Origin of the sequence: Terrabacter sp. MAHUQ-38 (assembly GCF_014518425.1) — a bacterium.
Lineage (GTDB): Bacteria > Actinomycetota > Actinomycetes > Actinomycetales > Dermatophilaceae > Terrabacter.
Genome location: NZ_JACVCU010000010.1, coordinates 16,312 through 29,559 on the forward strand (window position 1 = coordinate 16,312; position 13,248 = coordinate 29,559).

Here is a 13,248-nt window from a genome sequence, read left to right on the forward strand (position 1 = left end):
ACCGCGCCGATGGGCGCGGCGGCCGCGGCCGGGGTGATGTTGGTTGATCATCCAGGTCGCCGGAAAGGTTCGTCCGCCTTGGAGGACGACCAGCTACGCGAGGAGATCGAACTCCTCCTCGACGTCATCGTCAGCGCGTCCGAACACCGCGACCACCTCACGTCACAGCAGATCGACGACGCCCTCCACCTGCCATCCACGTCTCCAGCAACCATTGAATAGGTCACGCATGGTGCGCACCAACGCGCTGCCGGGCGCCGCGTGACAGCGCCTGCTCCCGGCGAAGAGTGGGAGGGCCTGGAGAGCGCGGCCGAGGCCGCTCGGACGGAGGGTTTGTCTGTCACTACAGGCGAGTCCCCGCCTCATCGTCGGGCGTTGTCGCCCGAACATCTCGCGTCTGTGGATGCGGCCTCTGTACACACTCTCCGAGGTTCGCGGTCCTTCAGCCGGTAGCACTCGCCCCAGAGGCCGACGACGTCAGTGGGGTGGACGAGCCTGCCGATCATCGCGGCGGCCACGACGTCGTCGCCGAACAACTCGCCCCAGCGACCGAAGGGCTTGTTTGCTGGTGAGGATCAGACAAGCCCATTCGCAGCGGGAAGACAAGATCGCCAACCTGCGTCCCAACCCCACCTGAAGGGTGCGTTCAAGCTGGCGTGCGCCTGTCACGTCGAAAACGACGACCGGTCATCGATGTGCGGCTGCGAGGCGTGAGCGCAATGTCCTCGCGCCCTGGGGCCAGACGCCCGCGAACCCTGACCCCTCACCAGCCGCCCGTGATCGACCGGATCCCAGTGCGGCCGCTCTTGAGTGGGCCTCTTTGCTTCACGCTCACCCCGCATGACCGATGGTTGGGGCCGCGGCGTCCGTCTCTCGCGAGAACCTCAGCTTCCGGGGTGCCACCGCCCAATGACGCAGGACCCGACACGCTTTTCGTCGGGTCCTACGTCACTTTGGTTGGCGGGTGATGGTGGGCGACTTGGGAGGAGCCGAGCGAAGCGGAGGCGACGGGCGTCCCACCGCCGACCGACACCGACACCGCCGAATGACGTAGGCCCCCGCCGTGCCTTTCGGTCGAGGTCCTAGGTCACGTTGAGTGGGCGCTGCCGGATCCGGGAGGAGCCCGAGCGAAGCGGGGGCGACAGCTCCCAACGCCACCACAATCCCTGCGAAGACGCCGGTCCTGGTCGGTAGGCGTGTGGCCGGCGCCCACCTCTCGAGCGCCTCCGCGGTACCCGGAGAAAGCTCGGGCCGACACCGCCCAACAGACCATCACCACCACGGCGCCCATCAAGGCCCCCGTCGCCAAGCTCACCGTCACCCCGAGCACCGGCACCACGCCCCTGTCCGTGACCGCGGACGCGTCCGCGTCGACCGACCCGCAGGGCCAGGCGTTGACGTATGCGTTCGACTTCGGTGACGGCGCAACCTTTGCTGCGCAAGGCAACCCGGTCGCGACCCACAGCTACACGACCGCCGGAACCTTCGCCGCCACCGTCACCGTCCGCAACACCTCCGGCCTCACCGACACCGCTCAACAGACCATCACCATCACCGCGCCCCAACCCGGCTACGTCGCGCGGCGGGCACCAGTTCGGCGACGACCACAAAGAGCACCGGAGCATTGACGCTCGGTCCCGGCCCTGGAGTGCGTCAGGGCGATCTCGTCGTGGTAACGCTCCAGATCCTCGCCAAGTCGACGAAGGGTGCCGTTGCGGTCACCGACACGGCCGGCAACCCCTACACGATTGCTCGGGACGTGGCGGTCAGCGGCGGGCGCCTCCTCGTGCTGACCGGGTGGGCCTCCAAGCCGCTCACAGCCGGCGCCAAGATCACCGCGACCTTCCCCGGGTCGACGAGCTACCAGATGGTCGCGGATGAGCTCACCGGCGTCACCCGACTGGACCGTGTGGCGTCCGCCACCGGCACCACCACGGCGTTCTCGTCCGGCAGCACAGTCGCCACCACGTCGACTGGGGAGGTTGTCTTCGCGGCCGTCGCCTCGTTCACCGCCGCCACCAACCCCACCTGGTCCCCATCCTGGACCAGACTGACCCCACAGTCGCTCGCCGCGGCGAACCTCGGCCGTGCGTACCAGCTCGCCTCGTCCACCGGGACATTCACGGCAGACAGCACCACATCCGGTACCTGGGCTGCACTGGTCCTGACGTTCCAGCCGTGACACGACGGGCCACCGAACCCGGGCGCGGACGACGTCGAGGGCCAGATCCCCGGCAGCGGGCCAGCTCGCCGACGAGTGCTCTGCTGGCGCACCCTGGACCCCGCGTCGAGATGATGCTTGTTGATCCGCTGACGAATCCCACTCCGGGAAGGTTCAGTACTAGCCGGTCGCGCCGGCGAGTCGAACAGCCAGCGTTCTGATGTGCTCGACCAGCTCGGGGGGCTCGTGCACCTGGAAGTCGAATCCCTTGCCTGCCACGTAGATCGCCAGCTCGTCCAGCGAGTTGGACCCGGCCCGCAGAGTGCAGCTGTGCGCGTCGATCGGCTCCAGCGTTGCGGTGGTGGAGGCGATGCGCTCCGCCGCGGTCTCGGCGCTCACATGCAGGGTGAACCTGGCTTGGTAGCGGTAGGCCGCGGTGGAGATCGCTCGTGAGGTGTAGCTGCTGATATCGGGGTCTGGCGGTGTGCGAGGGGTGAACCGGGGGCCGGTGGGCGTGCGCGGTTCGAGGCGGTCCACGCGGTAGGTGCGCCAGTCCTGGCGGTCGACGTCCCAGCCGATGAGGTACCAGCGCCGCCCGGTGTGCACCAGCCGGTGCGGCTCGGTGGTGCGGTTGCTCCCAGTTCCGTCGTGAGTGCCGTAGTCGAAGCGCAGGCGCAGCGAGTCGCGGCAGGCGGCGGCGATGGCGATGAGGGTGTCCGGGTCGACGGTGGGGCCGGTGTCGACCATCGGCACCATCACGGACTGCAGCATGTTGATCCGGTGGCGCAGCCGTGACGGCAGTACCTGTTCGAGCTTGGCCAGGGCCCGCAAGGAGGTCTCTTCGATGCCGGTGATCGACCCGGCGGCGGCCGTGCGCAGGCCCATCGCGACGGCCAGGGCTTCGTCGTCGTCGAGCAACAGCGGTGGCAGGTTCGCACCGGCACCCAGCCGGTAGCCGGCGGCGCCTGCGGTCGCGTGTACGGGGTAGCCAAGGCCGCGCAGCCGGTCGATGTCGCGGCGCACGGTGCGCGGACTGACCTCCAGCCGCTCGGCCAGTTCGGCGCCGGACCAGTCGCGCCGGGTCTGCAGGAGCGAGAGCAGCCGCAGCAGCCGTGCCGAGGTTTCCCACATGGTTCTCAGTCTGCCATCTGCCTAGGACCGAAGCTGACCTAACCGGCTCCTAGGGTTGCCACATGAAGAACAACGACGAGATCCGGCCCTTCACCATCGACATTCAACAAGCTGACCTGGACAACCTGCGGGACCGGCTCAGCCGGACCCGGTGGACCACCGACTTGCCCGATGTCGGCTGGAGCCGCGGCGTCCCGGTGGGCTACCTCAAGGGGCTGGCCGAGTACTGGCGCGATGGCTACGACTGGCGCGAGTACGAACGGGAGCTGAACTCCTACCCGCAGTTCACCACCGAGATCGACGGGCAGAACATCCACTTCCTGCACGTGCGCTCGCCCGAGCCGGACGCGCTGCCGCTGATCCTGACCCACGGCTGGCCCGGCTCAGTCGTGGAGTTCCTCAACGTCATCGGCCCGCTGACCGACCCCAGCGCACACGGCGGCGACCCGCAGGACGCGTTCCACCTGGTGATCCCGTCGATCCCCGGCAGCGGGTTCTCCGGGCCGACCGGCGAGGCCGGCTGGGACACCAACCGGGTGACGAGGGCGTTCGCCGAGCTGATGAACCGGCTCGGCTACGACCGGTACGGCGCGCAGGGCGGCGACACCGGCGCGGTGATCTCCCCAGGGCTCGGACGACTCAACCCCGACAAGGTCGTCGGCGTGCACGCGAACGGGCTCTCGGCGTTCACCGAGGTCAAACCGGACGACGTCTGGGAGCTGACCGCGTCGGAGCAGGCGCGGCTGAAGAACCTGGAGTACATGAGGAGCGAGCAGTCCGGCTACATGATGATCCAGATCACCCGGCCCCAGACCCTGGCGCACGGGCTGCATGACTCCCCGGTCGGGCAGCTGGCCTGGATCGTGGAGAAGTTCAAGGAGTGGACCGATCCGGCCGCCGAACTGCCCGAGGACGCGGTGGACCGGGACCTGTTGCTCACCAACGTGACGCTCTACTGGTTGACCGGCACCGCTGGATCCTCGGCGAACAGCTACTACGAGACCGCGCATGCCGGAGCCTGGGGCGCGAGCGCGCGTTCCACCGTGCCGACCGGTGTCGCCGTGTTCCCCATGGATGTGTCGATCCGGCGCACCCTCGAGCTCGAACACACCATCGTGCACTGGTCCGAGTTCGACAAGGGTGGCCACTTCGCCGCTATGGAGGCACCAGACCTCCTCGTCGACGACGTGCGGGAGTTCTTCAGCAAGCTGCGCTGAGTACCGTGGCGCCGACCTCGACCCGGTCGGCGTCGCGTTGCCGCTTCCGCACGATGGCCGTCTGAAGGGCTCTGACCTTCGTCGCGCGACCGTCCGGGCAGCCGACCCGCCACGCCAGAACCGTGTCACGAACGCGCGGGTCCACGGCGTTTCGCCCGCGCCTCGAGTGCGTCGAGGAGGAGGTCGAGGCCGTAGTCGAACTCGAGCCCGAAGTCGTAGCCGGGCTGCAGGATGTGCCCGGTCGTGAACTCGAGCAGGCTCGGGTAGTCGGCTGCGATGTACTGCAGCATCATCGACTCGGCCACCTCGCTGACGGTCTCCGGGCCGTTGATCGGCAGGGAGGCCTCGGACATGGCGAAGCCGTAGACGTACGAGTCGATCAGGGCGTACGCGTGGGCGGTCAGCTCCAGGGAGAAGCCTGCGCCGCGGAGGCACCCGATGACCGCGTCGAGGTGGCGCAGGGTCGCCGGACCGGGGCTCGTCCGTGACTGCAGCAGCGGAATCGCCCAAGGGTGGCGCCTCAGGACCGCGCGCGCGGAGCTGGAACGCCGGTGCATTGCTGCGCGCCAATCTCCTTGTGCCCCAGGCAGGTCCATTTCACCGAAGACGCGGTCGACGATTCCGTCGATGATCTCGTCCTTGCCTCCCACATAGTGGTAGACGGACATCGGTTTCACCCCGAGCTCCTGAGCGAGCGACCGGATCGTCAGCGACGCGAGACCTCCGGCGTCGGCGACGCGCATGGCGCCGTCGAGGACACGTTCTCGGCTGAGTGGCGTGCGTCCCGATGACTCAGTGACGCTCTGGTCGCCCGTCTTCACCTCGTGCCTTCCGGTCGTCCGTTGTCCCGACCCTAGTGCTTTCGTACTTAGTACGCTACGGTCGCTACCGTACTAAGTACGCCGAGAATGGCTCGCCGACAGTGGAGGGGAAGTAGTCATGGCAGATCGACCGGCCACCGTCATGGGTGGCAGCAGGTCCGGTCAGGGGGAGCAGGTCGCGAGCTTGATGCGCGCCGTCGTCCAGGACGGCTACGGCACGCCCGACATCCTGCGCCTGGCGCAGATCGCCCGACCCGAGATCGGACCACGCGAGGTGCTTCTGGCAGTGCGGGCCGCAGGGCTCGACCGGGGCACGTGGCACCTCATGGAGGGCAAGCCTCGGCTGCTGCGTCTCGTCTTCGGCCTGCGCGCCCCGAAGCAGCCCGTCATCGGCCGCGACGTCGCCGGGACCGTCGTCGAGGTCGGTTCCGAGGTGACCGCGTTCGCAATCGGTGACGAGGTCTTCGGGGTCGGGCCGGGCTCAGTAGCCCAGTACGCCGCGGCCCGCGAGGACAAGCTCGCCCGCCGCCCGGCGAACGTGACGTGGGAGCAGGCCGCCGTCGTCCCCATCTCCGGAGGCACGGCTCTGCAGGCCGTCGTGGCCGCCGGCGGGGTCGCCCCCGGGCAGCGGGTGCTTGTCACCGGCGCGTCCGGCGGGGTGGGGTCGTATGCCGTCCAGCTCGCGAAGGCGGCCGGCGCTGAGGTCACCGGGGTGGCCAGCGCCGCCAAGCTCGACCTGGTCCGCACCCTCGGCGCCGATCACACCCTCGACTACACCCGCGACGACTTCGCCGACGGGTCAAGGAAATACGACCTCATCATCGACATTGCGGGCCTGACGAAGATCCGCCGGCTGCGTCGCGCGCTCACGCCGACCGGCACCCTCGTACTCGTCGGGGGCGAGGGCGGCGGCGACTGGACCGGCGGCACGATCGGACGACAGATGCGGGCACGCTTGGCATCGCTCTTCAGCGGTCAGCGTCTGACCAGCGTCATCGCCAGGGAACGGGCCTCCGACTACGAGCAGCTCGCGGTGCTCGTCGAGTCGGGCCAGCTCGTCCCGACCCTCGACCGGGCGTACCCGATCGCGCAGACGGCCGACGCGATGCGAGACCTCGAGTCCGGCAGGATCCGGGGCAAGGCCGCCATCACGGTCGGCTCGGTCCAGTGATCACCATCGAGTCGGTCACCGTTCCGGTGCCCACCCCGACGTGCAGGTCAGCTCCGCCAGGGCGGGGCCATCTCGGCCGCGGCGTTCGCCGCCGTCGCCGAGCACCTCTACGCCGCGGGTTCGTCCGACGACGTCCTTTGCGCATCGCCCAAACCGCACTGAGCACGGTCGCGGGGTGCCAGGTGGCCAGCGTCACGCTCAGTCAGCAGGGGCGTATCAGACAGCCACCCCAAGCCGCTGAAGGCAGCAGCCGATCAGGCCGATGTGGTCAGCACACGGTCTGGATGGGCAGTTCACCTTCGACCGCGTTGGTCGCGTTGTCGATGATGCGCCCGTACACGTTGACGCAGGTGTGACCCGGGGCGTAGACCATCCTGGTCCACGTGGTGCTGACGTCGAACGCTGCAGCGGCCGCGCTGTCGCTGCCGCTGGTGCCGGGAGCCGACTGGATCGCCGCGTAGACCCGGTTGCCTGCCACGTTGCTCGTGACCCGCACCCAGTTGGTGCCGCAGCTGGGCGACGCCCGCAGCTCCGCTGTGCCTTGGTACTCGCCGTACTTGGAGTTGTACATGCCCCAGGCGGCCACGGTGTACGCATCTCCCGCGCAGCCGGATGCGAGAGGGTCGGTGCCTGTGTACGCCTGGGCGGGCTGCGCACCTACGGCGACCGCTCCGGCGACGGCCAAGAGCGCCGCAGCCCCGGACGTGAACCTTTGCCTGGTGAACTTCTTCATGCTTCCCCGTTTCTGACGTCAAACCGACTGTCGTTCATTGGGGCAACCGTAGGCGTCGACCAGGGACTCGGCCATGGGGAGCACTCCCCACGACACGGGCTGCCACTGGTGCGGACGCGGGTTGTCCTGCGCCACAAGGGGACCCGCGTATGCCGTGTGGCCGGCCACACGGCATACGCCTGGCGAGGGCGGTGCTCAGTCGGAGAGCGGTCGCCGGGCGTGATGGCCGGACGGTTCTGAGGTCGCGGTGGTGCGGGCGCACTCAGAAGGCGGTGTACCCGCCGTCGACGGGGAGGACGGCTCCGGTGATGTACGACGACTCCGACGAGGCGAGGAAGAGGATCGCGTCGGCGACCTCCTCGGGGGTGGCGAGGCGTTGGAGCGGGATCTGGGCCTCGCGCTCGCGCCGATAGGCCTCGGGGTCGGAGCTGCGCTGGAACGATGCCTCGATGGTCGGGGTGACGGTCAGGCCCGGAGCGACGACGTTCACGCGGATGTTGCTCGCGGCCCATTCGATCGCCGCTCCCTTGGCGAGCATGATCAGGCCTCCCTTGGCAGCGGAGTAGAGGACCTCGTTGGGCTTGCCGACCATACCGAGGCGCGAACCGACGCAGACGAACGACCCTCCCGCAGTGGGCATCAGCGGCGCGAAGTGCTTCATCACCAGGAACGCGCTGAGCAGGTTGCTCTCGAGCACGTTCCGGGCGTCCTCGTAGGCCATCTCGGTGAGCGGGCTGCTGACCTGCAGGCCGTGGTTGAGCACGACGACGTCCACGGTGCCGAAGGAGTCGGCGGCCTGTCGGGCGAGGGCCTCGACGAACTCCTCGTCGTTCAGGTCTCCAGGGACGTACACGTCATCGGGCTCGGCGGTGTCGAGATGCTCCCTCCGGCCGGTGAGGAGCAGACGCGCGCCTTCGCGGCGGAAGCGCGCGCTCACTGCCTCGCCGATTCCGCTGCTGGCGCCGGTCACCAGGGCGGTCACCTTCTCGAGTCTCATGTCAGGCACTCCTTCACGGTAGGTAGGTCTGATGGCAGGCTCAGGTGGAGGGCCCGTCCGGGAAGTTCAGTTGAGGAAGCCGCGGGCGTCGACCGGCCACCGCTGCACCGACGTGCCCGTGCTGTCGGTGACGATGAGCTCCTCGAAGTTGACCACGACGGGGCAGACGTGGTTCGGCACGACCGGCACGACACTGCCGACGGCGGGACGGAAATCGCCGGCGGGCAGCGACAGGAACCCGTGGTACTCGTTGAGCTTGGTGAGGACCGCCTTGGTGCCGGCGACGCCACCGTAGCCGTGCTCGACGCTGCCTTCGCGGGTGAGTGCCTTGGTCCCCACATCGAGGATGACCTGGTCGGGGACCCAGTCGCTGACCACCGTGGCAGCGACGAACAACGCGATCTGGTCCTCGCTGCAGGCGCCGAGCCGGGTGTTGTTGAGGTCGCAGAAGACATACTCGCCGGGACGGATCTCGGTGATCAGGCTGCTGGTCGTGAACTCGATGGTCGGTGTCGAGCCGGCGCTGACGACCTCAGCGGAGACCCCGACGCCGCTCAGGCTGCGCACGGCGGTCGTGAGCGCATCCTGCTGGTCCTGCGCGGCGCGCTTGCGGGCGTCCCGACTGGCGCAACCGTGGCCGGGATACGTGAAGACCCCCACCGGTACGAGGCCGCGCTTGCGCGCGGCGAGCGCGAGGTCGCCCGCGAGCTCGGGCGGCGCCCCGGAACGACGCGCGCCACAGTCGACCTCGACCACGACCTGGAGGCGGTCCGGCTCGTCACCCATCGCGTCGGCGAGGGCGCCTATCGCAGCAAGGTTGTCGACCCCCACCCGCAGCCGGGTCGACTCCGCGAGCCGGCGGATCCGCTCGCTCTTCGTTCCCGCGGGCCAGATCGGGTAGGCGAGGAAGATGTCGTCGAACCCGGCCGCGGCGAACACCTCGGCCTCACCAAGATTGCCGGCCGTGATTCCGACAGCCCCGGCCTTCATCTGGCGCCGACCGATTTCCACGCACTTGTGCGTCTTGACGTGAGGCCTGACGTCGAAGCCGTTCTGCTCGCCGAAGCGCTGCATGCGGTCGATGTTGTCCTGCATGACGTCGACCAGCACGATCGGCGCGGGCGTGTTGCCCCGCTCGACCAGCGCGTCGAGTGCTTGTTGGAGCCGGTGCACGCTGCACTCCTCGTGATTGCGTGTGGAAATGGTCGAGGGTCTTGATGCTGACTCCACGAAGGCTGACGCGTGGGAGCGCCTTACACCGCAGTGCAGACCATCTGGATCTCGACAGGACTGTTGAGCGGGAGGCCGGCGACGCCGATCGCGGTGCGGGCATGCCGTCCGTGATCGCCCAACACCTCGATGAGCAGCTCACTGGCCGCGTTGGCGACCCGCGACTGCAGACCGAAGTCGGGCGTACTGGCCACGAAGACCAGCATCTGCACGATCCGGACCCGGTCCAGGTCTCCGACCGCCTGCACAGCGGCGGCGAGGCAGTTGAGCGCCGCATGGCGCGCGAGCTCCCGCGCCGTGTCCAGCTCCACGTCTCGCCCGACGACGCCCTGACCCAGCAGCTGACCGTCCTTGAAGGGGAGCTGGCCCGAGATGTGGATGCTGGACCCCACCGCCCGGTGGTCCACGTAGTACGGGTTGTCCACGAGGACAGGCAGATCCAGCCCGAGAGCACGGAGCCGATCTGAAGCCGGGGCCGCCTTGGTGACACTCATCTGTACCGAGGTCTTTCTACGAGGCAGCGGGACGCGGCAGGCCGAAGAGGACGGGCAGATCGGCGATGTCGGTGATCCGCTCGTAGCCGAGCCAGTGCTCGTCGTGCTCGAAGCCGCGGTCGACGTACACCTTCTTCTCGATCCCCATGATGGCCGCGGGGCGGTGGTCGTACATCGGGCTCGCGGAGACGTGCACGAGCTCGTCCGGGGTGACGCCGAGCTTGTCGAAGAGGTACTCGAACGCGGCGAGGCGCGGCTTGTAGCACCCCATCTGCTCGGCCGTGATGATGACCTCGAACGGGGCCTGCAGGTTCGCCGCCAGGCGCTCGGCGTGTGCCGTGTCGCTGTTGGTGATGATGACCAGCGGGACGGCCTCGGCGAGGCGGTTCAGCGCCGCGGTGACGCCGGGGTAGGGGCCCCAGGTCGGGACGATCTCGTAGACCGCCCGCGCGTCCTCCTTGCGGAACTCGAGGCCGACCCAACGCGAGGCACGCTCCATGGAGTCGGCGACGATCTGGTGGAAGGGCTTGTATGCGCCCATGCACTCGTCGACCCGGTAGGCCTTGCAGATGCGCAGGTACTCGTCGGCGATCTCGGCCGGCAGCCGGTCACCGAGGACCTGGCGCATGGCGTCGTTGATGGCGAACTTGATCAGCGTCCCGTTCATGTCGAACGTGACGAACTTCGGCGTGGTTTCGAATGGCACGAGTCCTCCAAGGCAGGGTCGAGATAGGTGTCTAACGTCAGTTGTTAACTGTTAACAGTAGGTGTAGCCTCGGGGGGTGTCAAGGCGGCTCCGACACCCGGCTTCTCGGTGACGGCAGTCCACAGCTCGACGGCTGGCCGAGTCGCCGACCAACCACTCGCGAGGAGTACGAAATGAAGTTCACGTCCTACTGGCTCGACACCGCGCCCCAGGGGTCTCCGGCGCGGTCGAGGACCGGGGTGGAGGGACGGACCGACGTGGCCGTCATCGGCGGTGGCCTGACCGGCGTCGTGGCGGCGCTGCATCTGGCTCGACGGGGGGCGAAGGTGCACCTGTTCGAGCAGCACACCGTCGGGTTCGGCGCCTCAGGTCGCAACGGCGGCATGGCGACGACGGGCATGTCCGTCGGCATCCGGCAGGCAGTGGAGACGATGGGCTTCGACACCGCAGTGCGGCGGTACAACGCCTACACCGAGGCGATCGACCTCATCGAGAAGCTCGTGACGGAGGAGCAGATCGACTGCGACTTCGGACGCCCCGGCAAGCTCAACCTCGCGTCCAAGGCGGCGCACTACCAGGGGTTCGAGAAGACGGCGGAGCTGTTGAACAGCCGGCTGGGAGGGGAGACGCAGCTCGTCCCGAGGGCCGAGCTGCGCCGCGAGATCGGGTCGGACGCCTTCCACGGCGGAATGGTCGAGCCGAAGAGCGCCAGCCTCCACGTCGGCAAGTACATCCGCGGGCTCGGCGACGCAGCCGAGCGCGCCGGCGTGATGATCCACGAGCAGGCGCCCGTGCTGAGGCTGACCAGGCGCGGCTCCGGGGGTCATGATCTCGAGACCCCTCGAGGCCGGATCCACGCAGACCAGGTCCTCCTGGCAACGGGTGCCTACACCCGCCGACCGTTCCGCTGGCAGCAGGTCCGCATCGCCCCGGTCGGCAGCTTCATCATCGCGACCGAGCCGCTCGACCGCAGCGTGTGCGACGACATCCTGCCCAACCGACGGGTGGCCTCGGACTCCAAGAACCTGCTCAACTACTTCCGCATCACACCCGACAACCGCCTGCTGTTCGGCGGCCGCGCGCGGTTCGCGATGTCCAACCCCCAGTCCGACGAGAAGAGCGGAAAGATCCTCAGGGACGCCATGGTGGGGTTCTTCCCCCAGCTGGCCGACGCCAGGGTCGACTACTGCTGGGGAGGCCTGGTCGACATGAGCATCGACCGCCTCGTCCATGCCGGCATGCACGACGGCGTCTACTACTCAATGGGGTATGCCGGGCACGGTGTCCAGATGGCCACCTACATGGGGCGCCGGATGGCCGAGTACATGTCCGGCGTCGCCGAGGGGAACGTCTGGGGCGATCTGAAGTTCCGTCGCATCCCCGGGCACTTCGGTCCGCCGTGGTTCCTGCCCGTGGCCGGGGCCTACTACAAGCTCAAGGACCGCATCAGCTGACAGATGAGACCTGCTGTCGAGCCACAGAGGCGCCGACCGGATCGTGATCCGGTCGGCGCCTCTGTGGGGATCAGCCGGCCGAGGGCGTCTCGGTGTCCGCTCCCATCCGGCGCTCGAGAGTTCCCATGGCGCCGTCGAAGTGCTTCTTCAGCAGCGCAACTGCTCCCTCGACGTCATCGGCGCGGACCAGATCGAGGATCTGGCGGTGCTCCCACACGACGTCGTCGCGGCGTCGCACGAGGTCCTCGCGGCCGTAGGCGTCCGTCAGCATGACAAGACAGAGCCGGGTCTCGGAGATCACCGTGGTGAACATGCGTTCCAGTCGCGGGCTGCCCGCGGCTTTCACCAGCGCGCTGTGGAAGTCCAGGTCCCGGCTGACCACGGTCTGCCAGTCGTCGGACTTCTCGGCCGACTCCATGGCCTGCACGATGCCGTCGAGGGTGTCGTACGCGGATGCCGCCCGCGAGGTCCCCGTGACCCTCCGGAGGGCTGCCGTCTCCAGCGCCTCACGGGCCAGGTAGATGTCCTCGATGTCCGCCGCCTCCAGCATGGGCACGAAGATTCCTCGGTGCGGCTCGCTGCGAAGCAGGCCTTCCTGGATCAACCGCTGGGTGGCCTCGCGGACGGGTCCCCGACTGACGCCGAAGCCGGCGGCAAGTTCCACCTCGTTGAGCTGCGTTCCCGGTCGCAGGACACCATCGATGATGTCGGACCGGATCCGCTCCCCAACCATGGAGGCGAGGGTGGTTCGCGGGATCGATGTCGATGAAGCGGCCTGTCTGGCCATTGCGCAGCTCCCCTCAGAGGCCGGAACGAGAGAGGTTCCGGTACATGCCTTTTGCACGCCTTGTGTACCGTGCCGAGCCGGTGGCGACCAACTGTCGACAGTCTACACGCTGGCCGCGCAGGACCACGCAGGCGCGCGAGGCAAGCGCGCTTGATGGTGCGCCATCGCTCCCGGCGTCACGAATGTGGGTGTCGCCGGGAGCGATGGGGACCTTCGCGGTCAGAGCACCTTCTCGAGGAACTTCTGGGTGCGGGGTTCCTTCGGGTTGCACAGGACCTCGGCGGGGGGGCCTTGTTCGACGACGAGGCCGCCGTCCATGAACATGACGGTGTCGCCGACCTCCTTG

At 68.3% G+C, this 13,248-nt stretch carries 15 protein-coding genes; 6 read left to right on the forward strand and 9 right to left on the reverse strand.

From position 1 onward, the window contains the following. The first annotated feature begins 9 nt into the window (after nt 1-9). Nucleotides 10-222: a hypothetical protein gene (locus tag H9I49_RS23175; protein WP_188032777.1), complete on the forward strand. Its 213-nt coding sequence runs from the start codon at nt 10-12 to the stop codon at nt 220-222. Between the two features lie 140 nt (nt 223-362). On the opposite strand, the gene H9I49_RS24210 is transcribed toward H9I49_RS23175, so the two are convergent. Continuing rightward, nucleotides 363-506 (reverse strand): hypothetical protein, encoded by a 144-nt coding sequence (locus H9I49_RS24210; protein ID WP_304650682.1) that lies wholly within the window; start codon nt 504-506, stop codon nt 363-365. 690 nt (nt 507-1,196) lie between these two features. Here H9I49_RS24210 and H9I49_RS24215 point away from each other — a divergent pair. Together H9I49_RS24215 and H9I49_RS23190 are read left to right on the forward strand one after the other, a co-directional pair. Next, entirely contained in the window at nt 1,197-1,628 is a 432-nt protein-coding gene (locus H9I49_RS24215) for a PKD domain-containing protein (RefSeq protein WP_223129151.1), read from the forward strand. Between the two features lie 41 nt (nt 1,629-1,669). Then, nucleotides 1,670-2,182 (forward strand): hypothetical protein, encoded by a 513-nt coding sequence (locus H9I49_RS23190; protein ID WP_188032780.1) that lies wholly within the window; start codon nt 1,670-1,672, stop codon nt 2,180-2,182. Nucleotides 2,183-2,341: 159 nt separating this feature from the next. Here the strand turns inward: H9I49_RS23190 and H9I49_RS23195 are convergent, their stop codons facing one another. Beyond that, a complete protein-coding gene (locus tag H9I49_RS23195) occupies nt 2,342-3,292 on the reverse strand; it encodes a YafY family protein (protein WP_188032781.1) in 951 nt (316 codons plus the stop codon). A 62-nt stretch (nt 3,293-3,354) separates the two neighbouring features. Here H9I49_RS23195 and H9I49_RS23200 point away from each other — a divergent pair, with 62 nt between their 5' ends. Continuing rightward, on the forward strand, nt 3,355-4,509 hold the full coding sequence (locus H9I49_RS23200) for an epoxide hydrolase family protein (protein WP_188032782.1): 1,155 nt from the start codon (nt 3,355-3,357) through the stop codon (nt 4,507-4,509). Nucleotides 4,510-4,634: 125 nt separating this feature from the next. Here the strand turns inward: H9I49_RS23200 and H9I49_RS23205 are convergent, their stop codons facing one another. Then, nucleotides 4,635-5,252 carry a TetR/AcrR family transcriptional regulator gene (locus tag H9I49_RS23205; RefSeq protein ID WP_188032783.1) on the reverse strand — a complete coding sequence of 206 codons (618 nt, stop codon included), beginning with the start codon at nt 5,250-5,252 and terminating at the stop codon, nt 4,635-4,637. 196 nt (nt 5,253-5,448) lie between these two features. Between H9I49_RS23205 and H9I49_RS23210 the strand changes: the two genes are divergently transcribed. After that, nucleotides 5,449-6,501 carry an NAD(P)-dependent alcohol dehydrogenase gene (locus H9I49_RS23210; RefSeq protein ID WP_223129152.1) on the forward strand — a complete coding sequence of 351 codons (1,053 nt, stop codon included), beginning with the start codon at nt 5,449-5,451 and terminating at the stop codon, nt 6,499-6,501. Between the two features lie 268 nt (nt 6,502-6,769). Here H9I49_RS23210 and H9I49_RS23215 read toward each other — a convergent pair whose 3' ends face one another. From H9I49_RS23215 to H9I49_RS23235, 5 genes are all read right to left on the reverse strand, one after another. Next, a complete protein-coding gene (locus tag H9I49_RS23215; protein WP_188032784.1) occupies nt 6,770-7,234 on the reverse strand; it encodes a DUF2690 domain-containing protein in 465 nt (154 codons plus the stop codon). A gap of 262 nt (nt 7,235-7,496) precedes the next feature. After that, nucleotides 7,497-8,231 (reverse strand): SDR family NAD(P)-dependent oxidoreductase, encoded by a 735-nt coding sequence (locus tag H9I49_RS23220; RefSeq protein ID WP_188032785.1) that lies wholly within the window; start codon nt 8,229-8,231, stop codon nt 7,497-7,499. A gap of 66 nt (nt 8,232-8,297) precedes the next feature. Next, the gene (locus tag H9I49_RS23225; RefSeq protein WP_188032786.1) at nt 8,298-9,404 is read right to left on the reverse strand and encodes an alanine racemase; all 1,107 of its coding nucleotides are present in this window, start codon (nt 9,402-9,404) and stop codon (nt 8,298-8,300) included. Nucleotides 9,405-9,484: 80 nt separating this feature from the next. Further along, complete coding sequence (locus H9I49_RS23230; protein WP_188032787.1) at nt 9,485-9,955, reverse strand: RidA family protein; 471 nt, start codon at nt 9,953-9,955, stop codon at nt 9,485-9,487. 16 nt (nt 9,956-9,971) lie between these two features. Next, nucleotides 9,972-10,661, reverse strand: coding sequence for a haloacid dehalogenase type II (locus H9I49_RS23235; RefSeq protein ID WP_188032788.1), 690 nt, complete (start codon nt 10,659-10,661; stop codon nt 9,972-9,974). A 173-nt stretch (nt 10,662-10,834) separates the two neighbouring features. Here H9I49_RS23235 and H9I49_RS23240 point away from each other — a divergent pair, with 173 nt between their 5' ends. After that, complete coding sequence (locus tag H9I49_RS23240; RefSeq protein WP_188032789.1) at nt 10,835-12,115, forward strand: FAD-binding oxidoreductase; 1,281 nt, start codon at nt 10,835-10,837, stop codon at nt 12,113-12,115. A gap of 70 nt (nt 12,116-12,185) precedes the next feature. On the opposite strand, the gene H9I49_RS23245 is transcribed toward H9I49_RS23240, so the two are convergent. Beyond that, nucleotides 12,186-12,848, reverse strand: a complete 663-nt coding sequence (locus H9I49_RS23245; RefSeq protein WP_223129153.1) for a GntR family transcriptional regulator — start codon at nt 12,846-12,848, stop codon at nt 12,186-12,188. Nucleotides 12,849-13,248: the final 400 nt, after the last annotated feature.